Source organism: Martinezella sp. CNPSo 3957 (assembly GCF_057784395.1).
Genome location: NZ_JBXSOU010000022.1, coordinates 41,343 through 61,586, shown reverse-complemented (window position 1 = coordinate 61,586; position 20,244 = coordinate 41,343). Strand labels below are relative to the sequence as shown.

Below are 20,244 nucleotides of genomic sequence, written 5' to 3'. Positions count from 1 at the left end.
AGTCGATCCTTACGTTGGGAGTTCGTCTGGTCTCGCCTCTGAGGAGACAAGGCCGGGATCCGCAGATCACGAACATATCCTGGGTTCGCTGGCAGTAATTGGATTAAGGAGACGCACTTGTCACACTGCACAGAAGTTTCTGAAATCGGCACGGTCCCGACGAACCAGTCGGAACCGTGGAAGGTTGTTGACGCAGACGAAATCTACAACCTTCCGTTCAACGATCTGCTGTTCCGGGCTCACAGCGTCCACCGGGACAAGTTCGATCCGAACGCCGTGCAAATGAGCCGGCTGCTTTCAATCAAAACCGGGGGGTGTCCCGAAGACTGCGGCTATTGCAGCCAATCAGCTCATTACCTAACCGGGCTGAAACCGTCGAAGCTAATGGAGGTTGAGCGGGTAATCTCTGAGGCGGCGAAGGCGAAAGAAGCTGGCGCGACGCGTTACTGTATGGGAGCGGCATGGCGCAGCCCAAAAGAGCGTGACATGGAGGCAATCGTCGCCATGGTGCGTGGCGTCAGGGCGCTTGGCATGGAGACCTGCATGACGCTCGGCATGCTTTCGCCACAGCAGAGTGCTGCGCTCGCCGAAGCAGGTCTGGACTACTACAATCACAATATCGACACGTCCGAACGTTTCTACAGCGAGGTCATCACGACCCGTACATTCGCCGACCGTCTGGAGACACTTGGAAATGTCCGCGACGCAGGGATCAAGGTCTGTTCTGGCGGAATTCTTGGCATGGGCGAGACAGCCGAGGACCGCATTTCGATGCTAGTGACCCTCGCCAATCTTCCGACACCTCCCGAGAGCGTCCCGATCAACATGCTCATTCCGATCGCCGGCTCGAGACTGGCCGACGCGCCGCCGCTCGATCCGATCGAGTTTGTGCGCCTGATCGCGATCGCGAGAATATTGATGCCGCAGTCGCATGTCCGCCTTTCGGCTGGCAGGACGGAGATGAGCGACGAAATGCAGGCGCTTTGTTTCTTCGCCGGTGCCAACTCCATATTCGTCGGCGAGACGTTGCTCACTGCGGACAACCCCGGAGAGGATCATGACGCCGGGCTTTTCCGCAGGCTTGGACTCAAGCCGATGGACCTGGAACCACGAACGTGAGTCGCGTGCGGCTTGATCGCTACCGGCATACATTGGCAGGGCTGGAGCGAAAAGGCCGGCTAAGGACCCTTCTGCCCGCGATGGGCATAGACTTCACGTCCAACGATTATCTGGCGCTCGCAAACGCGCCTCGCATGAAGGGCGCGGTCGCGGCCGCGATCGAACGGGGCGTACCGGTCGGCGCAGCTGGCTCGCGTCTGCTACGTGGCAATCATCCTGAGCACGAGGCACTTGAAGCCGAGGCCGCCTACTATTTCGGCTCCGATCGCTGCCTGTATCTCGGCAGCGGCTTTGTCGCCAACGCCGCATTGTTTTCAACATTGCCGCAGCGTGACGATCTTATCGTTTATGACGAACTCGTGCATGCGAGTGTCCGCGAAGGTGTTTCGGCCAGCAAGGCGAAGTCGATTAGCGTGGCGCACAACGATATCGACGGTTTCGCCGACGCCATCAGAAAGTGGCGCACCGAAGGCGGTCTCGGTCATCCATGGATTACGGTAGAAAGCCTCTATTCCATGGACGGCGACCGAGCACCGCTGACCGAGCTTGCACACCTCGCCGACGACCATGATGGCTTCCTCGTGATTGACGAGGCACATGCAACCGGCGTCTTTGGAGCAGGTGGGCGCGGTTTCGCCTCGACGCTCGAACGGCGTGAGAACGTTGTCGTCGTCCACACGTGTGGAAAAGCGCTGGGTGTCGCCGGCGCGCTGATCGGTGGCAGCGCCACGCTTTGCGACTACCTCGTCAACCGGGCACGCAGTTTTATCTATTCCACGGCGCCCTCCCCGCTCATGGCCGCCGGTGTCCGTGAGTCGCTGAAAATACTTTCAGACGAACCGGAGCGCCGTACCGAACTGGAGCGACTGCAGACATTTGCCAATGCCGAACTTGCCGCAGTTCTCGGCCGCGAGGGGAGCGGTTCCCAAATCCTCCCCGTTCTCATCGGCGACAATGGGTTGGCGGTGCGGATCGCAGCAAGAATGCGAGACGCCGGCTATGACGTGCGCGCGGTCCGTCCGCCGACCGTTCCGGAAGGCACGGCGCGGTTGCGGATCGCGATCACTCTCAACGTCGACCAACCGACGATTTCACAGATGTTCGGGCGTCTAGCGGCTGTACTGTCGGAGATGAGACCATGACCCCCCGTTTCGTAGTCACTGGAACCGACACCGGCATCGGCAAGACTGTGTTTGCCGCCGCTCTGGTGAACGCGCTCGACGCCTTTTACTGGAAGCCGGTGCAGTCCGGGCTGGAAGACGAGACGGACAGCGAGGCTATCTCGAAACTCGGCCAAGTTCCAAGCCGACGCATCGTGACAGAAGCCTATCGTCTCGCTACGCCGGCTTCGCCTCACATCGCGGCAAGAATCGATGGCGTCCGGATCCAGCCAGAGACACTCGTGCCACCCGTAACGAACGCGCCACTCGTTATCGAGGGCGCTGGCGGGCTACTCGTACCGCTCACGCGGCAAACTCTCTTTGCAGACGTCTTCGCCTGCTGGCAGATCCCGGTTATCCTTTGTGCACGTACCGCGCTCGGGACGATCAATCATACTCTCCTGTCAATCGAGGCGCTGCGTGCGCGATCAGTGCCAATATTCGGCGTCGCTTTCATCGGCGAACGACAGCAGGAGGTTCAGGAGACCATCGCTGATTTCGGCGGGGTTCGCATACTCGGGCGTTTGCCACCATTGGGAATTCTCACTGCCGACGCCTTGCAGCTTGCCTTCACCAACAATTTCGACGTCGACGTTTTCCACAAGGAGCTGGCATGACCCCCTCACCCGTGTGGCATCCCTTCACCCAGCATGCGCTGGAGCCGGAACTGAAGAGGATCGTGAGAACAGACGGTGCCTACCTTCATGATGAGGACGGTAATGCGGTGCTTGACGCGATTTCCTCATGGTGGGTCATCACCCACGGTCATCGCCATTCGACAATAATGGAAGCTATACGACAAGCGTCTCTGGCCTACGACCAAATCATCTTTGCCGACTACTCGCACGAGCCCGCAGAGGTGCTGGCCAGGGGTCTGCTCAATGTCGCTCCGGCTGGGCTGTCCCATGTCTTCTATTCCGACAGCGGTTCCACATCTGTCGAGGTGGCGATCAAAATGGCGCTTGGCTACTTCCACAATATAGACAGACCACGTAGCCGTATCGTGGTGATGGAGCACAGTTATCACGGCGATACGATCGGGACGATGTCGGCAGGTGAACGCGGCGTGTTCAACGCTGCCTACGAACCCCTGCTATTTGCCGTCGACCGGCTTCCGTTCCCTTATGCCGGTGAAGAACAGGCCACTATCGACGCCTTCGAGGCGATTTGCCGTTCCGGCCAGGTGGCCGCGCTTCTCATCGAGCCACTGGTCCTGGGCGCTGGCGGCATGAGGATGTACAAGGCCTCGCTTCTGACCGAACTGAAACAGGTCGCAGAACGTCACGGCTGCCTGGTGATTGCCGACGAGGTGATGACCGGCTGGGGCCGGACCGGCAGCCTGTTTGCCTGTGAACAGGTCGGTATCGCACCGGACATCCTCTGCACATCGAAGGGTTTGACGGGTGGTGCACTGCCGCTGGCGGCAACGCTGTCCACTGCTGAGATCTACAACGCGCACCTGTCGACCGACAGGCGGAAGACCTTCTTTCATTCCAGTTCATACACCGCCAATCCGATCGCCTGCGCCGCTGCCGTCGCCAATCTTGAAGTTTGGCGGAGCGAACCTGTGGCCGAGCGCATCATAGCGCTCACGGAACTGCAACGGTCTGGGGTGACGCAGTTCGTTGGCGACGGCCGGTTTGCCAACGTCCGCCAAACCGGGACGATCACCGCGCTCGACCTCGTCGTTCCGAAGGGCGGGTACCTCTCTGAGGTCGGACCGCGACTGCGGACGTTCTTCCGGAGTCGAGATCTACTGCTCCGACCGCTGGGCAACGTCATCTACCTGATGCCACCATATTGCGTCACCCCAGCTGACCTCGACCATGCCTACGAAGCCATCGCGGAAGCCGCTGACCTGCTCGACAAGGGGCAGCTATGAGCAGCGCCCGCGCGTCGTCGCTTGCGGGACTCGGCCATGCGGTGCCGGCCCGCCGAGTCCTGAACGCGGAGATCGAGAAGCGGCTGGGACTGGAGTCAGGCTGGATCGAACAACGGACAGGTATCCGCGCCCGCCATTGGGCGGACGAGACCGACACGTTGAGCGAACTGGCTGCGCAAGCTGGGGGCGCAGCGCTTCGGCACTCGGGTATCGCGGGACATGAGATAGCGCTGACCCTCCTCGCGACCTCCACGCCTGATCACCTTCTGCCGCCGACAGCGCCCTTGCTGGCTCATCGACTAGGCCTCGCCAACAGCGGTGCGATCGATCTGGCCGGCGCTTGCTCCGGCTTCCTCTATGCGCTGACGCTTGCCGACGCGTTCGTCCGCGCTCAGGGAAAACCGGTCCTAGTCGTAGCCGCCAACATCCTAAGCCGCCGGATTAATCCAGGCGAGCGGGCCAGCGCCGTGCTCTTTGCCGATGCCGCTGGCGCGGCTGTTATGACTCCGTGCGACGACGCCGAAAAGGGAGTTCTTGCCGCGGAGCTCGCCGCCGACGGCAGTCGCTATGACCTGATCACGATCCCGGCAGGCGGGAGCAACAAGCCTTTTGCGACTGGTATGGCGTCCGAGGATTTTCTGATGACGATGCGGGACGGCCGTGAAGTGTTCTCTCGCGCCGTGGAGATGATGTCGGTCTCTGGCGAATGCGTTCTGAAGGAAGCTGGTCTGCGCGCATCGGCGGTCGATCGTTTCGTGCCTCATCAGGCGAACACGCGGATATTCGATGCGGTATCTGGAAATCTTGGCATCGATCAGTGCAAGACGGTCAGGACGATCCAGGATTTTGGAAACTCGTCGGCAGCGACGATTGCACTGTCCCTTTCCGTCACCCACCGCGAAAGGCCACTCGCCGCGGGCGAGAAACTGCTTCTTGCAGCAGCAGGAGCAGGCTTGATGGGCGGGGCTGTCCTCCTCGGCATATAGGGAGTTCGAACCAAGTGCTTAGACGTATGCCGTCGTAACCGGGACTGGTCAACGCCGACGAAGTCCATCGTATATCAACCAGTAATGCGGAGCCACAAATTGATTAATGATCTCCTCGCTAACAACAAGCGGTGGTCTGCGGAGCGGAAAGCGGACCGTGCTGACTATTTTGAACGGCTGTCGAACTTGCAGCAACCAGAGTATCTTTGGATTGGCTGTTCCGACAGTAGGGTGCCGGCCAATGTCATTTCCGGTCTGGAGCCAGGCGAAGTATTTGTCCACCGCAACGTCGCAAACCTCATTCATCCCACCGACCTTAATATGCTGTCAGTAGTGGAATACGCTGTGCACCAGCTCGAGGTGAACCACATCATTGTGTGCGGCCATTATGGCTGTGGAGGTGTTCGTGCCGCTGTCAACGGCGACCGGTTAGGTCTGATCGAGCATTGGCTGCAACCGATCCGGGATGTAGCCGATCAGGCTTTCGAATGCCGAGAATGCTCGACCTGGAGCGATGAGGATCTGGATCGCCTTTGCGAAGCGTCGATCAGGTCGCAGGTGCGGCGGCTCGCACGCACGCCAACGCTCCAGTCTGCTTGGCGGGCGGGAAAGCGAGTGGAAATACATGGTTGGGTGTATGGTTTAAAGGACGGGCTTCTTTCGGATCTGGCTTGTTCGATTAGCGGTACTTCCGATCCGGTCTCCCACATCCGAGTCGAGAGGCCAGCCGTTCGCGGAACGTGAATGTGCAAATCCGATCGTGGCCTTTGACATAGCCCTCCAAGCGCCAGAGTGCCACGAATGCATTCTCATTGAGGCGTTACAACTCCTCGGCAAATCAAGTGCTTGTAGCACTCCACGAGTTCGTCCTTCGATAAGCGGCCACCTTCCCGGTACCATGCCGTCAATCCCGTCAACATTGCCAGAATTGCAAAGGTTGTAACTTTGATGTCTGGTGTGTTCAGCATGCCTTCCATCACACCATCTTGTAGTATGGCCGTTAGCTCGGATTCATACTCGCTTCGCAAGTGCGCCACGGTCCTCTGATGCTCTGGCAGCAGGCTTCGGAACTCCATGTTCCCGATGAAGACCTCTTTTTGCCTACGAGCATGGTACTGTACGTGAAAGGTGATAAAGGCATTCAGTCTGGCAATTGGATCGCCATTCGACGGGCGCTCGGACCGCCAAGTGGTCAACACATCCTCCATATGACTGACCATTATTGTAAGAAGAAGATCACTTTTGCTGGGATAGTAGCGGTAGAGTGATCCCGCCTGAATGCCAACAGTTCGCGCCAACTCTCTTAACGTCACGGCCTGAAACCCGTGGGCTGCGATAAGATCGACCGCGGCAGATCGAATGGCTTCCTCGGTCTTTGATCCATCTGAGCCGACTGTCCGTGCCATTTGAAATTCTCATTCTGTTTGCTGACGAACCTCTTCACTATCGCAACCAATAGGTTCCAGCAACATAATAAAACGGTCAGCCGTTTTATTATGTTGCTGGAATATCAGCGAAAATCGACCTTCGCTGACGCAGGTATCATAAGCGGTCCCATAGATCCAGCAATTCTCCCGAGAGGCAGTTTGGTTCGAAGAGGAACGCCTCTTGGCGGCGAACGCTCGACCACAAGCGTGTTTCGGCCCTTGGAGCGGCATACGTACCAAACACAAGATCTGGATTCATATCTGCGACCTCTTGAATCTACCATTCAAGCCGTATATGCGTTTAAAGAAACGGTCAGCCGTTTGATTAAGGCTCAAGATAGTTCTGCGCCCGTTTGTCGCTCGAACCAAAGCAAGTGGAGGCTCGATGCCTATATTCAAAAGTTCCGTGGATACGCGGTCGCCTGACTTCGAGGGAAACCGACAGGCGATGGACGCGTCAGTGCGCGACCTTCGCGAAAAGTTTCTGATCGTCGCAGAAAGCGGAAATCCGGAATCCAGGGCGCGTCACGTCGCACGCGGGAAACTATTGCCCCGCGACCGTGTGGATCTACTTATTGATCCCGGCACTCCGTTTCTTGAGTTGTCTCCGCTGGCGGCACACGACATGTATAGCAAAGACGTTTTGTCGGCCAGCATCATTACGGGGATAGGCCGCGTTAGCGGTCGCGAATGCGTGATCGTCGCCAACGACGCAACAATCAAGGGCGGCACCTATTATCCGATCACTGTAAAGAAGCATCTGAGGGCCCAGGATGTCGCTCTGCAGAACAATCTTCCGTGCATCTACATGGTCGACTCCGGTGGAGCGTTCCTTCCGCAACAGGACGAGATCTTTCCCGACGAGCGCAATTTCGGCCGCATTTTCTACAATCAGGCCCGGATGTCCGCAGCTGGTATCCCGCAGATCGCAATTGTCATGGGGTCCTGTACGGCGGGCGGTGCTTATGTCCCGGCAATGTCCGATCAAAGCATCATCGTAAAGAACCAAGGCACGATCTTTTTGGGCGGCCCCCCCTTGGTAAAGGCTGCAACCGGCGAAGTCGTCAGCGCTGAGGACCTCGGTGGCGCTGAGGTCCACAGCCGGCAATCCGGCGTCACCGACTACTACGCAAGCAGCGATTCACATGCGATCGGCATTGCACGGCGGATTGTCGCGGAGAGCAATCCGCCGAGCCGTCACACGCGAGGTGTCATCGCACCGCGCGAACCTTTGTACCCGGCAAGTGATCTGTACGGGATCGTGCCGGCGGATGCACGCAAGCCCTTCGATGTCCGCGAGATCATCGCGAGGATAGTCGACGGATCCGAGTTTGACGAATTCAAGGAGTTGTATGGGCAGACGCTTGTTTGCGGCGTCGCGCACATCTGGGGCCATCCGATCGGGATCGTGGCCAACAACGGAATTCTGTTCGGCGAGAGCGCGCAGAAGGGGGCGCATTTCATCCAACTTTGCAGTCAGCGCAATATCCCCCTGCTGTTCCTGCAGAACATCACCGGATTCATGGTTGGCCGCAAATACGAGGCGGCAGGCATTGCCAAGGACGGCGCCAAGCTCGTCACGGCTGTCGCGACGACCAACGTGCCGAAATACACCGTTGTGATCGGTGGCAGCTACGGCGCCGGGAATTACGGCATGTGCGGCCGGGCCTATTCGCCGCGGTTCCTGTGGATGTGGCCCAATGCCCGAATCTCTGTGATGGGCGGTGAGCAGGCCGCAACCGTTTTGTCGCTGCTGCGTCGCGAAGCCATCGAGGCGAAAGGGGGTAGTTGGAGCGCCGAAGACGAAGAAGCGTTCAAAGCACCGATCCGCGAGCAATACGAGACGCAGGGGCACCCCTATTACGCGACAGCAAGAGTCTGGGACGATGGAGTCATCGATCCGGCCGATACCCGTCGCGTGCTGGGCTTAGCGCTCGCCGCAGGCACGAACGCCCCCGTAGAGCCGACGACGTTCGGCGTGTTCAGGATGTAGCCATGAGTGAGGGATTTACGGTAGAGATAGAGAGTGGCGTCGGGCGGATCACTTTAGACCGCCCCGACAAACACAACGCTTTCGACGATTTTCTCATCACAGCGCTCACATACGCGTTCGTCGACCTCGATCAAAACTCGGCCGTCGATGTCGTTGTCCTTGCCTCAAAGGGCAAGAGCTTCAGCGCCGGCGGTGACCTCGACTGGATGAAGCGGGCAGCGCAGCAGGAAAGGTCGGATAATATTGCCGACGCGCGTGCCTTGGCACGACTGATGCGTACGCTCGATGGTCTTTCCAAACCCACCGTTTGCGCCATTCAGGGCCCCGCTTACGGCGGCGGAGTCGGACTGGTCGCTTGCTGCGACATTGCCATCGCCGCCGACATCGCAAAGTTCGCTTTGTCGGAGGTGAAGCTCGGTCTCATCCCGGCGGCCATCGGTCCCTATGTCGTGCGGGCGATCGGCCCGCGCCAGGCACGTCGCTATTTCCAGACAGCGGAAGCCTTCGACGCTGTACAGGCGATGAACATCGGCCTCGTTCACGAGGTCGTTAACGCCGACAGCCTTGAAGAACGTGTGCTGGCAATTGTTCGCTTCTTACGCGCCAACGCGCCCGAGGCCAGAAAGGCGGCAAAGCAGCTGATCTCCGATATCGCGTTTGCAGAGATCAATGATGCGCTGACCAATATGACGGCGGAGCGCATCGCAGACATTCGATCACGGGACGAGGCCAAGGAAGGGCTCGCCGCTTTCTTCGAGCGCCGCAAGCCCAACTGGATATCGGAAAGTGACAGTCAATGAGCAAGATCAAAGCAACCCAACTCGCGCGCCGTTTCAATAAGCTGCTGATCGCCAACCGCGGCGAGATTGCCTGCCGGATCATCGAAACGGCGGGGCGGATGGGAATTCGCACTGTGGCGGTATTCTCCGACGCCGACCGCGATGCTCGGCACGTATCGCTTGCGGACGAAGCGGTGCGGTTGGGTCCGGCGCCTGCTCGCGAAAGTTACCTGAGCATCGAAAAGATCATTGCCGCTGCCCTACGGACCGGCGCCGAAGCCGTTCATCCCGGCTATGGCTTTCTCTCCGAAAAGGAGGAGTTCGCGGAGGCTTGTGCGAACGCCGGTTTGATCTTTATCGGACCGTCCGTCGAAGCGATCAGAGCCATGGGATCGAAGTCGTCCGCCAAGGCACTGATGGAAGGGTCGGGCGTGCCCTTGGTCCCCGGGTATCATGGCAAGCTGCAGGATATCGATACGCTCTCGAAAGCGGCAGAGGATATTGGCTACCCGGTTCTGATCAAGGCCTCCGCCGGTGGCGGCGGTAAGGGGATGCGTGTAGCCGAAAGCGCATCCACGCTTGCCGATGCCGTCGCTGCCGCAAAGCGTGAATCCGCTGCTGCATTCGGCGACGATCACGTGCTTGTCGAAAAATACATCGTCAGGCCTCGCCATATCGAAGTGCAGATTTTTGGCGACACCCACGGCAATGTCGTCTCGCTTTTTGAACGCGAATGCACGCTCCAGCGCCGCCATCAGAAGGTGGTCGAAGAAGCGCCCTCTGCTACGCTCGGCGAAGCCGCGCGCGAGGAAGTCTGCGCTGCTGCTCGCGCTGCGGGTCAGGCAGTCGGGTATGTTGGCGCAGGCACAGTTGAGTTTGTTGCAAACGACGACGGCTTCTACTTCATCGAAATGAACACCCGCCTCCAGGTCGAGCATCCTGTGACAGAAATGATCACCGGTATCGATCTCGTGGAATGGCAGCTGAGGGTCGCCTTCGGGGAGGCGCTGCCGCTTCAGCAAGATCAGATCAAAATGCAGGGTCATGCCTTCGAGGTACGCATCTATGCAGAAGACCCCGAAAGCGGCTTCCTTCCGTCCATTGGCGCGGTAACCACATGGCGGCAACCTCCGACCGGTCCGTCGCTACGGATCGACAGCGGTTTTCGCAAGGGTGACCGGATTAGCCCGCATTATGACCCGATGATCGCCAAGCTGATCGTCCACGGGGCGGACCGGCTTCAGGCTCTAGATCGTCTCAGCGAGGCTCTCGATGGCTTCCAGGTAGGCGGTGTGAAAACCAATTCCGCATTTCTCCGCGCGCTGGTCAGCCATGCCGACGTTCGAAGCGGGGCGATGGATACCGGGTTCATCGAACGCGAGCTCGGTGCGCTACTGGCGCCCGAAGGTGAACCAACAGAACTTGATACGGCCTCTGCCGTGGCCGCAGCCTTGTCGATTGCGCGTATTGCACCCGCCGGAACGACGGGCTCTCCCTGGAACGCAAATGACGGCTGGATGATCGCGGGGAGGCGCAAACGCTCGTTCGCCTTCGAAACTGCGGGAGCTACGGTCGAAACCACCCTCGTCTACGGGCGGGACGGACTGTCGCTCACCTTCGGCCCCAACAGTTTGCCATTTCAGTCACGGATCCGGGATGACGGTCGCCTCGACGTTTTCCTCGGCGACGCGAAGGAAACTGTTTCTGCAAGCTGGACTGAACGGGATCTGGAACTGGTAACACCCCGCGGCCGCCGAAAACTTCGCTGGATCGATCCGCTGCAGGGAGATGACGATACAGCTGCATCGGGAGGCCACTTCAAAGCACCGATGCCGGGCACCGTTTCCCAGATTCTCGCATCGCCGGGCGATGTGCTGAAGCGGGGCGATCCCGTCCTCATCATGGAGGCGATGAAGATGGAGCACACGTTGAAAGCCCCGTCCGATGGAACGCTTGTGGCGTTGAAATGTGCTCTCGGCGACTTCGTTCAGGAAGGCGTGGAGCTCGCGGAGTTCGAAGCGAAAGGATCCGAATGATGACGACTGCCGTCAGAATTGTCGAGGTCGGCCCGCGCGATGGTCTGCAGAACGAGGCTGTCTCGCTTGATGTTGAAACCCGCATCGCGTTCGTCGAGAAGTTGCTGGCTTGCGGACTGGATACGGTAGAAGTGGGAAGCTTCGTATCGCCGAAATGGGTTCCCCAGATGGCTGGCACGGCCGACGTCCTGAGGGCTGTCCAGGCACACCACAAATGTAACTTTCCCGTCCTTGTGCCAAACGAGAAGGGGCTTGATGCCGCCTTGGAGGCCGGTGCGCGGGAAATCGCAATCTTTGCCGCAGCGTCGGAAAGTTTTTCTCGAAAGAACATCAACTGCAGCATTGCAGAATCGATCGATCGCTACCGCCCCGTGGCCGAACGCGCCCGTAGCGCGGGAATTCGTATACGCGGTTATGTCTCCTGTGTGCTCGGCTGCCCCTACGAGGGCACGGTGGATTTAGGCGCTGTCGTGTCTGTTTCGGAAGCACTCTCCGGCCTTGGTTGTTACGAAATCTCTTTGGGCGATACGATCGGAACGGGTACCCCGGGCAAGGTTCGTGACCTTATAGCGGCCTTGGCCGGTTCTATTCCCATCGAGGAGACCGCCGTCCACTTTCATGACACCTATGGCCAGGCATTGGCCAATATATATGCGGCGCTCGAAGCAGGCGTCTCTGTCATCGATACCGCAGCCGGTGGCCTGGGCGGATGCCCGTACGCCCAGGGTGCCAGCGGCAACGTAGCGACGGAGAACGTCGTCTACATGCTCAACGGCATGGGCATCGACAGCGGTGTTAACCTGACCGCGCTCCTCGAAGCCGTGTCGTTCATAGCCGCAACACTCGGCAAAGAACCGCAATCGGCTGTTTTCCGCGCGCTTGGCCACTCCAGAACTGCCTAAATGAAAGGGACCGCCTATGAGCGATACGCTTCTTTTTGAACTTTCCGGGACAACGGGAACGATCACATTCAATCGCCCCGCGGAACTCAATGCCGTCAATCTCGAGATGTCCCGCGCGATGGGTGACCTGGCCAAGGAACTTCCATCTATTCGCGGCATGAAAGCCATTGTCCTGCGCGGCGCAGGAAATCACTTCATGGCCGGCGGCGACATTTCCGCGTTCAAAGGTGAGCCTCAAAAGACGCAGCCGGTGATTACAGAAATCATCGATCACTTCCACGCGTTCATCCTCGCTTTGCACAAGGCTCCGCAGCCCGTTATCTGCGCCGTGCGCGGCGCTGCGGCAGGCGGTGGTTTTTCCGTGGCGATTGGCGGTGACATTGTCGTCGCGGATGAGACAGCGCGATTTACCCCTGCCTATCGCCGGTTGGGAACCACCCCCGATGGCGGCGGCACTTTTCTGTTGCCGGAGCGGATCGGACCAACCAAGGCGGCCGAACTCTTCTTGACGGGCGGAACCTATAAAGCCGAGCAGGCTCTTGAGATGGGTCTTATCAGTTCGGTCACCACCGCCGCCGAGTTGGACAATGCGGTCGATGCGCTGGCCGTAGAGCTGTCCCGAAATTCGGCAAGCGTTGCCGGTGGGATAAAGGCTCTTCTCAAGCGTGATTTCCTACCAGCATTCGCGGCCCATCTCGATGCCGAGAAGACGTCGTTTCTGGCATGCGCGGCGCGTGACGATTTCGCCGAGGGGGTCGATGCCTTCCTGTCGAAGCGCGCTCCCGTCTTCACTCATTGAAATATGGAGGGGCAGTGTGAACAAAATCTTCGAAAGTGCCGCGGCAGCCCTATCGGGTGTCGTGTCGGACGGAATAACGGTGATGTCGGGCGGCTTTGGGCTGTGCGGCATTCCAGAGGAGCTGATCCATGCTCTCAAGGAAACAGGTGCACGCGACCTGACGATTATCTCCAACAATGCAGGCGTTGACGGCATAGGTCTCGGCTTGCTGCTGGAGACGCGGCAAATCCGCAAGATGGTGTCTTCCTACGTTGGCGAAAACAAGCTTTTCGCCGAGCAGTATCTGTCCGGTACGCTTGAGCTGGAATTCACCCCGCAAGGTTCGCTCGCCGAACGCATCCGCGCCGGTGGTGCCGGTATCCCGGCTTTCTTCACCAAGACCGGCGCCGGCACGATCGTCGCGGAGGGCAAGGAAACGCGGGTTATCGATGGCGAAACCTACGTTCTTGAAAGTGCTCTCAAGGCCGACCTCGCCCTCGTTCACGCATGGAAAGCGGACCGTGAAGGCAATCTCATTTTCCGCAAGACCGCCCGAAATTTCAATCCGGTCATGGCAACCGCCGCAAGAGTTTGTGTGGTGGAAGTCGAACAGTTGGTGGAATGCGGCGAGCTCGATCCCGACGCCATCGTGACACCTGGCATCTTTGTCGACCGGATCGTCGTCAATGCAAATCCGTCGAAACATATCGAACAACGAACGGTCCGCCGCAGAGAAACGGCATGAGGAGGAACTAATGGCTTGGACACGCGACCAGATGGCGGCCCGCGCTGCGCAGGAGCTGCGCGATGGTTATTATGTCAATCTCGGAATCGGAATACCTACGCTCGTTGCGAACTACATACCGGAAGGCATGTCGGTGCAGTTGCAGAGCGAGAATGGGATGCTCGGCATGGGCCCTTTCCCATTGGAGGGAGAGGAAGACGCAGACCTTATCAACGCTGGCAAGCAGACGATCACCCAGTTGCCGACCTCGAGCTTTTTCTCCTCGGCAGATTCGTTCGCAATGATCCGAGGCGGACACATCGATCTATCCATTCTGGGCGCGCTACAAGTCTCGCAGGATGGGGACCTCGCCAATTGGATGGTGCCTGGAAAAATGGTCAAGGGCATGGGGGGCGCTATGGATCTTGTTGCCGGCGTCAAGCGGGTCGTTGTTGTCATGGAGCATTGCGCCGCCGGTGCTCCCAAGCTCGTGCAAGCGTGCACCCTGCCGTTGACCGGCAAAGGCGTGGTCGATCTCGTGATCACCGACCTTGCGGTGTTCGGGATCGAGGACGGTGCGCTTGTCCTTCAAGAGGTCGCCGATGGTGTGACCATCGATGAGATAGCCGCAAAGACCTCGGCGGAATTTGCCGTCGGCGCTTCGGTGCATCGAGCGCCCTGAGCTCATTCATCATCGACGGCTGCTGCGAAGTGGCTTTCAGGTACACCCCGCAGCGCGTGGCGGCACTGCCCTACGGACGGATCCCATGCACGAAATTCTCGACCAACTTGAAGCTCGCCGGCATGCAGCCCGCCTTGGCGGCGGCCAGAAGCGCATTGATGCGCAGCATGCCAAGGGCAAGCTGACGGCGCGCGAGCGTATCGACGTTCTGCTCGATGAAGGCTCCTTCGAAGAATATGACATGTATGTCACACACCGTGCCGTCGATTTCGGCATGGCGGGGCAGAAGATCGCCGGCGATGGCGTGGTGACTGGCTGGGGCACGATCAACGGCCGGCAGGTCTATGTGTTCAGCCAGGATTTCACCGTGCTCGGCGGCTCCCTCTCCGAGACCCATGCGCAGAAAATCTGCAAGATCATGGACATGGCGGTGCGCAACGGCGCGCCGGTAATCGGGCTCAACGATTCCGGCGGCGCGCGCATCCAGGAGGGCGTGGATTCGCTTGCCGGCTATGCGGATGTCTTCAAGCGCAATGTCGAGGCGTCGGGCGTCATCCCGCAGATCTCCGTCATCATGGGGCCGTGCGCGGGTGGCGCGGTCTATTCGCCGGCCATAACCGACTTCATCTTCATGGTGCGCGACACGTCCTACATGTTCGTCACCGGCCCGGACGTGGTGAAGACCGTCACCAACGAAATCGTCACGGCGGAAGAGCTCGGCGGCGCGCGCACCCACACGCAAAAGTCCTCCGTCGCCGACGGCGCCTATGAAAACGATATCGAGGTGCTGGAGCAGGTCCGCGCCCTGTTCGATTTCCTGCCGCTCAACAACCGCCAGAAGCCGCCGCTGCGCCCCTTTCACGACGATCCGGCGCGGCTGGAAGCCCGGCTCGACACGCTGGTTCCCGACAGTTCCAACAAGCCCTACGACATGAAGGAACTGATCACGGCGGTCGCCGACGAGGGCGATTTCTTCGAGATCCAGGAGGCTTTCGCGAAGAACATCGTCATCGGTTTCGTGCGCATCGAGGGCGAAACGGTGGGCGTCGTCGCCAACCAGCCGATGGTGCTGGCCGGGTGCCTCGACATCGACAGCTCGCGCAAGGCCGCCCGCTTCGTGCGGTTCTGCGATGCCTTCTCCATCCCGATCCTGACGCTGGTCGACGTGCCGGGCTTCCTGCCGGGCACCGCACAGGAATATGGCGGCGTCATCAAGCACGGCGCAAAACTGCTCTTCGCCTATAGCCAGGCCACCGTGCCGATGGTGACGCTGATCACCCGCAAGGCCTATGGCGGCGCCTATGACGTCATGGCTTCCAAACATATCGGCGCCGATATCAACTATGCGTGGCCGACCGCCGAGATCGCGGTGATGGGCGCCAAGGGCGCGACGGAAATCCTCTACCGCTCGGAACTCGGCGACCCGGAAAAGATCGATGCGCGCACCAGGGAGTATGAGGAGCGCTTCGCCACCCCATTCGTCGCCGCCGAACGTGGCTTCATCGACGAGGTGATCATGCCGCATTCCTCGCGCCGCCGCATCGCCCGCGCCTTCGCCTCCCTGCGTGGCAAGCAGGTGGAAACGCGCTGGAAGAAGCACGACACGATCCCGCTCTGAGCGACGCGATAAAGGCCTGAAAGAATGTTCAAGAAGATCCTCATCGCCAATCGCGGCGAAATCGCCTGCCGGGTCATCAAGACCGCGAAGAAGCTCGGCATCGCCACCGTCGCCGTCTATTCCGATGCCGACCGCGGGGCGCTGCATGTCGAGATGGCCGACGAGGCCGTGCATATCGGCCCGGCACCCTCGGCGCAGTCCTATATCGTCATCGACAGGATCATCGAGGCGATCCGCAAGACCGGGGCGGATGCCGTGCATCCCGGCTACGGTTTCCTCTCGGAAAACGCCGCCTTCGCCGAGGCGCTGGAGAAGGAAGGCGTTGCCTTCATCGGTCCGCCGGTCGGCGCCATCAAGGCAATGGGCGACAAGATCACCTCCAAGAAGCTAGCGGCCGAGGCGGGTGTCTCGACCGTGCCCGGCCATATGGACCTGATCGAGGATGCCGACGAGGCGGTGACGATCGCCACCCAGATCGGCTATCCCGTGATGATCAAGGCCTCTGCCGGCGGTGGCGGCAAGGGCATGCGCATCGCCTGGAACGATGCGGAGGCGCGAGAGGGTTTTCAGGCCTCGAAGAACGAGGCAAAGAGTTCGTTCGGCGACGACCGCATCTTCATCGAAAAATTCGTGACGCAGCCGCGCCATATCGAAATCCAGGTGCTGGGCGACAAGTATGGCACGACGCTCTATCTCGGTGAGAGGGAATGCTCCATCCAGCGGCGCAACCAGAAGGTCGTCGAGGAGGCGCCCTCGCCCTTCCTCGACCCCGCGACGCGCAAGGCCATGGGTGAACAGGCCGTCGCGCTTTCCAAAGCCGTCGGCTACCATTCCGCCGGCACGGTGGAATTCATCGTCGACGGGGACAGGAATTTCTACTTCCTCGAAATGAACACGCGCCTGCAGGTGGAGCATCCGGTGACGGAGCTGATCACCGGCATCGACCTCGTCGAGCAGATGATCCGCGTTGCCGCCGGCGAGCGCCTGTCCTTTGGGCAGAATGACGTCAAGCTCAACGGCTGGGCGATCGAAAGCCGGCTCTATGCGGAAGACCCCTACCGCAACTTCCTGCCCTCGATCGGCCGCCTCACCCGCTACCGCCCCCCGGCGGAAGGCGCGCAGGCGGATGGCACCATCGTGCGCAACGATACCGGCGTCTTCGAGGGCGGCGAAATCTCGATGTATTACGACCCGATGGTCGCGAAACTCTGCACCTGGGCGCCGACGCGGCTTGCCGCCATCGACGCCATGGCTGATGCCCTCGACGATTTCGAGGTCGAAGGCATCGGCCACAACCTGCCCTTCCTCTCCGCCGTGATGGGCCATGAGCGTTTTCGCGCCGGACGGCTCACCACGGCCTTCATCGCCGAGGAGTTTCCCGACGGCTTTCACGGCGTCGCACCGGATGCCACGGCAGCCCGGCAGCTTGCCGCCGTCGCCGCCTTCGTGCAGCAGGCCGTGCAGGAGCGCGCCGCGCAGATTTCCGGCACGATCGGCAATCACCGCCGCGTCGTCGGCAAGCGATGGGTCGCCAGCCTTGCCGATGGCGAGCAGGCGCTGACATTGGAAAACCGGGACGGCAGCGTTTCCGTCCAGTTCGAGACCGGCGAGACGCTTTCTGTCGAAAGCGACTGGACGCCCGGCCGCCGTCATGCCGGTTTCGCCGTCGCGGGGCAGCGGCTAGGCGTGAAGGTCGACCTCGTGGGGCCGGCGATCCGCCTGCGCTGGCAGGGCATGGACGTGAAGGTGCATGTGCGTGCGCCGCGTGTCGCCGCCCTTGCCCGCCTCATGCCGAAGAAGGCGCCGCCGGATACGTCGAAACTACTGCTCTGCCCGATGCCCGGCGTCGTCATCGCGCTGCTCGTTGCCGAAGGCGATGTCGTCGAGGCGGGTCAGGCGCTTGCCACGATCGAGGCGATGAAGATGGAAAACATGATGCGGGCGGAGCGCCGCGGCACCGTCAAGCGCCTCGCCGTCACGGTTGGGCAGAGCCTTGCGGTGGATGAAACGATCCTGGAGTTCGAATGATGGCCGACAAGACGTTTCAGGACTGGGAGGCGCTCGCCGAAAAGGAACTGCGCGCCGCCCCGGAAACACTGACTTGGCGCACACCTGAGGGCATCGCCGTCAAGCCCGTCTATACCGCCGACGACGTCGCGGGCATTGATCATCTCGGCTCGCTGCCGGGCTTTGCCCCCTTCGTGCGCGGGCCGCGCGCCACCATGTATGCCGGCCGCCCCTGGACGATCCGGCAATATGCCGGCTTCTCAACCGCCGAGGCCTCCAACGCCTTCTATCGCAAGGCGCTCGCCGCCGGCCAGCAGGGCGTTTCCGTCGCCTTCGACCTCGCCACCCATCGCGGCTATGACAGCGACCATCCGCGCGTCGTCGGCGATGTCGGCAAGGCGGGCGTCGCCATCGACAGCGTCGAGGACATGAAGATCCTGTTCTCCAACATTCCGCTGGAGAAGATCTCCGTCTCCATGACGATGAACGGCGCGGTCATCCCGATCCTGGCGAGCTTCATCGTCGCCGGCGAGGAACAGGGCGTGGCGCGCGAGGCGCTGTCCGGGACCATTCAGAACGACATCCTCAAGGAGTTCATGGTCCGCAACACCTATATCTACCCGCCGCAGCCCTCGATGCGGATCATCGCCGACATCATCGACTACACGGCGCGCGAGATGCCGAAATTCAACTCCATCTCGATCTCCGGCTATCACATGCAGGAAGCCGGCGCGACGCTGGTGCAGGAATTAGCCTTCACCATCGCCGACGGGCGCGAATATGTCCGCGCCGCCATCGCCAAGGGCTTGAATGTCGACGATTTTGCCGGCCGCCTGTCCTTCTTCTTCGCCATCGGCATGAACTTCTTCATGGAAGCGGCCAAGCTGCGCGCCGCCCGCCTCCTCTGGGACCGCGTCATGGACGAGTTCCAGCCGAAGAAGGCGTCCTCGCGCATGCTGCGCACCCATTGCCAGACCTCCGGCGTCTCTTTGCAGGAGCAGGACCCCTACAACAACATCGTGCGCACCGCCTTCGAGGCGATGTCCGCCGTGCTCGGCGGCACGCAGTCGCTGCACACCAATTCCTTCGACGAGGCGATCGCGCTGCCGACGGAATTTTCCGCCCGCATCGCCCGCAACACGCAACTCATCCTCCAGCACGAGACAGGCGTGACCAAAGTGGTCGATCCGCTGGCCGGCTCCTACTATGTCGAAAGCCTCACCCATGAGCTCGCCGAAAAGGCCTGGGCGCTGACCGAAGAGGTGGAGGCGATGGGCGGCATGACGAAGGCGGTGATCGAGGGTCTGCCGAAACGCCTGATCGAGGAGGCCGCGACCCGCCGGCAGGCCGCCGTCGACCGCGGCGACGAGGTGATCGTCGGCGTCAACAAATACCGGCTGGAGGACGAACAGTCGATCGACATTCTGGAGATCGACAACAGCGCCGTGCGCGCCGCGCAGATCAAGAGGCTCACCGACATCCGCCGCCTGCGCGACGGCGCGGCCGTGGCCGCAGCGCTCGGCGCACTGGAAACGACCGCGAAGACCGGCGAAGGCAACCTTCTGGAAGCAGCGGTCGCTGCGGCACGGGCGCGCGCGACGGTGGGCGAGATTTCCGATGCCATGCGCCGCGCCTTCGGCGACCACGCCGCCGTGCCCGACGTGGTCGGCGACATCTACGGCCCCGCCTATGGCGACGACCCGGAATACACGATGCTCGCCGGGCGCATAGCCGCGCACGGTGCCAGGCCGAAGATCATGGTGGCCAAGCTCGGTCAGGACGGCCATGACCGCGGCGCGAAGGTGATCGCCTCGGCCTTCGGCGACCTCGGCTTCGATGTGCTGATGGGGCCGCTCTTCCAGACGCCGGAAGAGGCGGCCGCCCTTGCCGTCGACGCGAAGGTGCAGGTCGTTGGCATGTCCTCGCTTGCCGCCGGGCACAAGACGCTGGCGCCAGCGCTGGTCGCCTCCTTACGCGAACGCGGGGCGGAGAATGTCGTGGTGGTCGTCGGCGGCGTCATTCCGCGGCAGGACTACGATTTCCTCATCGAAAACGGCGTGGCCGCCGTCTTCGGCCCCGGCACCAATGTGCTCGACGCGGCCAATGCCGTGCTCGACCTTGTCGAAGGCCGGATCCGCAATCAGTAAGGAG

The 20,244-nt window shown here is 60.7% G+C and carries 17 protein-coding genes; 16 read left to right on the top strand and 1 reads right to left on the bottom strand.

Annotation, left to right across the window (positions count from 1 at the left end; translation table 11 throughout):
* Nucleotides 1-144 precede the first annotated feature (144 nt).
* From bioB to AC13QE_RS30330, 6 genes are all read left to right on the top strand, one after another.
* On the top strand, nucleotides 145-1,119 hold the full coding sequence (gene bioB / locus AC13QE_RS30355) for a biotin synthase BioB (RefSeq protein WP_488486558.1): 975 nt from the start codon (nucleotides 145-147) through the stop codon (nucleotides 1,117-1,119).
* Entirely contained in the window at nucleotides 1,116-2,261 is a 1,146-nt protein-coding gene (locus tag AC13QE_RS30350) for an 8-amino-7-oxononanoate synthase (RefSeq protein WP_488486542.1), read from the top strand. The genes bioB and AC13QE_RS30350 overlap by 4 nt, the downstream gene beginning before the upstream one ends.
* Nucleotides 2,258-2,896: a dethiobiotin synthase gene (bioD, locus tag AC13QE_RS30345; RefSeq protein ID WP_488486541.1), complete on the top strand. Its 639-nt coding sequence runs from the start codon at nucleotides 2,258-2,260 to the stop codon at nucleotides 2,894-2,896. Before AC13QE_RS30350 ends, bioD begins: the two co-directional genes overlap by 4 nt.
* Nucleotides 2,893-4,161: an adenosylmethionine--8-amino-7-oxononanoate transaminase gene (locus AC13QE_RS30340; RefSeq protein WP_488486540.1), complete on the top strand. Its 1,269-nt coding sequence runs from the start codon at nucleotides 2,893-2,895 to the stop codon at nucleotides 4,159-4,161. Before bioD ends, AC13QE_RS30340 begins: the two co-directional genes overlap by 4 nt.
* A complete protein-coding gene (locus AC13QE_RS30335; protein ID WP_488486539.1) occupies nucleotides 4,158-5,147 on the top strand; it encodes a beta-ketoacyl-ACP synthase III in 990 nt (329 codons plus the stop codon). Before AC13QE_RS30340 ends, AC13QE_RS30335 begins: the two co-directional genes overlap by 4 nt.
* 84 nt (nucleotides 5,148-5,231) lie before the next feature.
* Complete coding sequence (locus AC13QE_RS30330) at nucleotides 5,232-5,891, top strand: carbonic anhydrase (RefSeq protein ID WP_488486538.1); 660 nt, start codon at nucleotides 5,232-5,234, stop codon at nucleotides 5,889-5,891.
* Between the two features lie 65 nt (nucleotides 5,892-5,956).
* On the opposite strand, the gene AC13QE_RS30325 is transcribed toward AC13QE_RS30330, so the two are convergent.
* On the bottom strand, nucleotides 5,957-6,553 hold the full coding sequence (locus tag AC13QE_RS30325) for a TetR/AcrR family transcriptional regulator (RefSeq protein ID WP_488486537.1): 597 nt from the start codon (nucleotides 6,551-6,553) through the stop codon (nucleotides 5,957-5,959).
* Between the two features lie 406 nt (nucleotides 6,554-6,959).
* On the opposite strand from AC13QE_RS30325, the gene AC13QE_RS30320 reads away from it, so the two are divergent.
* From AC13QE_RS30320 to scpA, 10 genes are all read left to right on the top strand, one after another.
* On the top strand, nucleotides 6,960-8,567 hold the full coding sequence (locus AC13QE_RS30320) for a carboxyl transferase domain-containing protein (RefSeq protein ID WP_488486536.1): 1,608 nt from the start codon (nucleotides 6,960-6,962) through the stop codon (nucleotides 8,565-8,567).
* A gap of 2 nt (nucleotides 8,568-8,569) precedes the next feature.
* Nucleotides 8,570-9,367: an enoyl-CoA hydratase/isomerase family protein gene (locus tag AC13QE_RS30315; RefSeq protein WP_488486535.1), complete on the top strand. Its 798-nt coding sequence runs from the start codon at nucleotides 8,570-8,572 to the stop codon at nucleotides 9,365-9,367.
* Nucleotides 9,364-11,382, top strand: a complete 2,019-nt coding sequence (locus AC13QE_RS30310) for an acetyl/propionyl/methylcrotonyl-CoA carboxylase subunit alpha (RefSeq protein ID WP_488486534.1) — start codon at nucleotides 9,364-9,366, stop codon at nucleotides 11,380-11,382. Before AC13QE_RS30315 ends, AC13QE_RS30310 begins: the two co-directional genes overlap by 4 nt.
* Complete coding sequence (locus tag AC13QE_RS30305) at nucleotides 11,382-12,284, top strand: hydroxymethylglutaryl-CoA lyase (protein ID WP_488486533.1); 903 nt, start codon at nucleotides 11,382-11,384, stop codon at nucleotides 12,282-12,284. The genes AC13QE_RS30310 and AC13QE_RS30305 overlap by 1 nt, the downstream gene beginning before the upstream one ends.
* Nucleotides 12,285-12,300: 16 nt before the next feature.
* Nucleotides 12,301-13,083 carry an enoyl-CoA hydratase-related protein gene (locus AC13QE_RS30300; RefSeq protein WP_488486532.1) on the top strand — a complete coding sequence of 261 codons (783 nt, stop codon included), beginning with the start codon at nucleotides 12,301-12,303 and terminating at the stop codon, nucleotides 13,081-13,083.
* A gap of 16 nt (nucleotides 13,084-13,099) precedes the next feature.
* Nucleotides 13,100-13,807, top strand: coding sequence for a CoA transferase subunit A (locus AC13QE_RS30295; RefSeq protein ID WP_488486531.1), 708 nt, complete (start codon nucleotides 13,100-13,102; stop codon nucleotides 13,805-13,807).
* A gap of 10 nt (nucleotides 13,808-13,817) precedes the next feature.
* Nucleotides 13,818-14,468: a 3-oxoacid CoA-transferase subunit B gene (locus tag AC13QE_RS30290; RefSeq protein WP_488486530.1), complete on the top strand. Its 651-nt coding sequence runs from the start codon at nucleotides 13,818-13,820 to the stop codon at nucleotides 14,466-14,468.
* Between the two features lie 85 nt (nucleotides 14,469-14,553).
* Nucleotides 14,554-16,086, top strand: coding sequence for an acyl-CoA carboxylase subunit beta (locus AC13QE_RS30285; RefSeq protein ID WP_488486529.1), 1,533 nt, complete (start codon nucleotides 14,554-14,556; stop codon nucleotides 16,084-16,086).
* A 24-nt stretch (nucleotides 16,087-16,110) separates the two neighbouring features.
* Nucleotides 16,111-18,114: an acetyl-CoA carboxylase biotin carboxylase subunit gene (locus tag AC13QE_RS30280; protein WP_488486528.1), complete on the top strand. Its 2,004-nt coding sequence runs from the start codon at nucleotides 16,111-16,113 to the stop codon at nucleotides 18,112-18,114.
* On the top strand, nucleotides 18,114-20,240 hold the full coding sequence (scpA, locus tag AC13QE_RS30275) for a methylmalonyl-CoA mutase (RefSeq protein WP_488486527.1): 2,127 nt from the start codon (nucleotides 18,114-18,116) through the stop codon (nucleotides 20,238-20,240). The genes AC13QE_RS30280 and scpA overlap by 1 nt, the downstream gene beginning before the upstream one ends.
* Nucleotides 20,241-20,244: the final 4 nt, after the last annotated feature.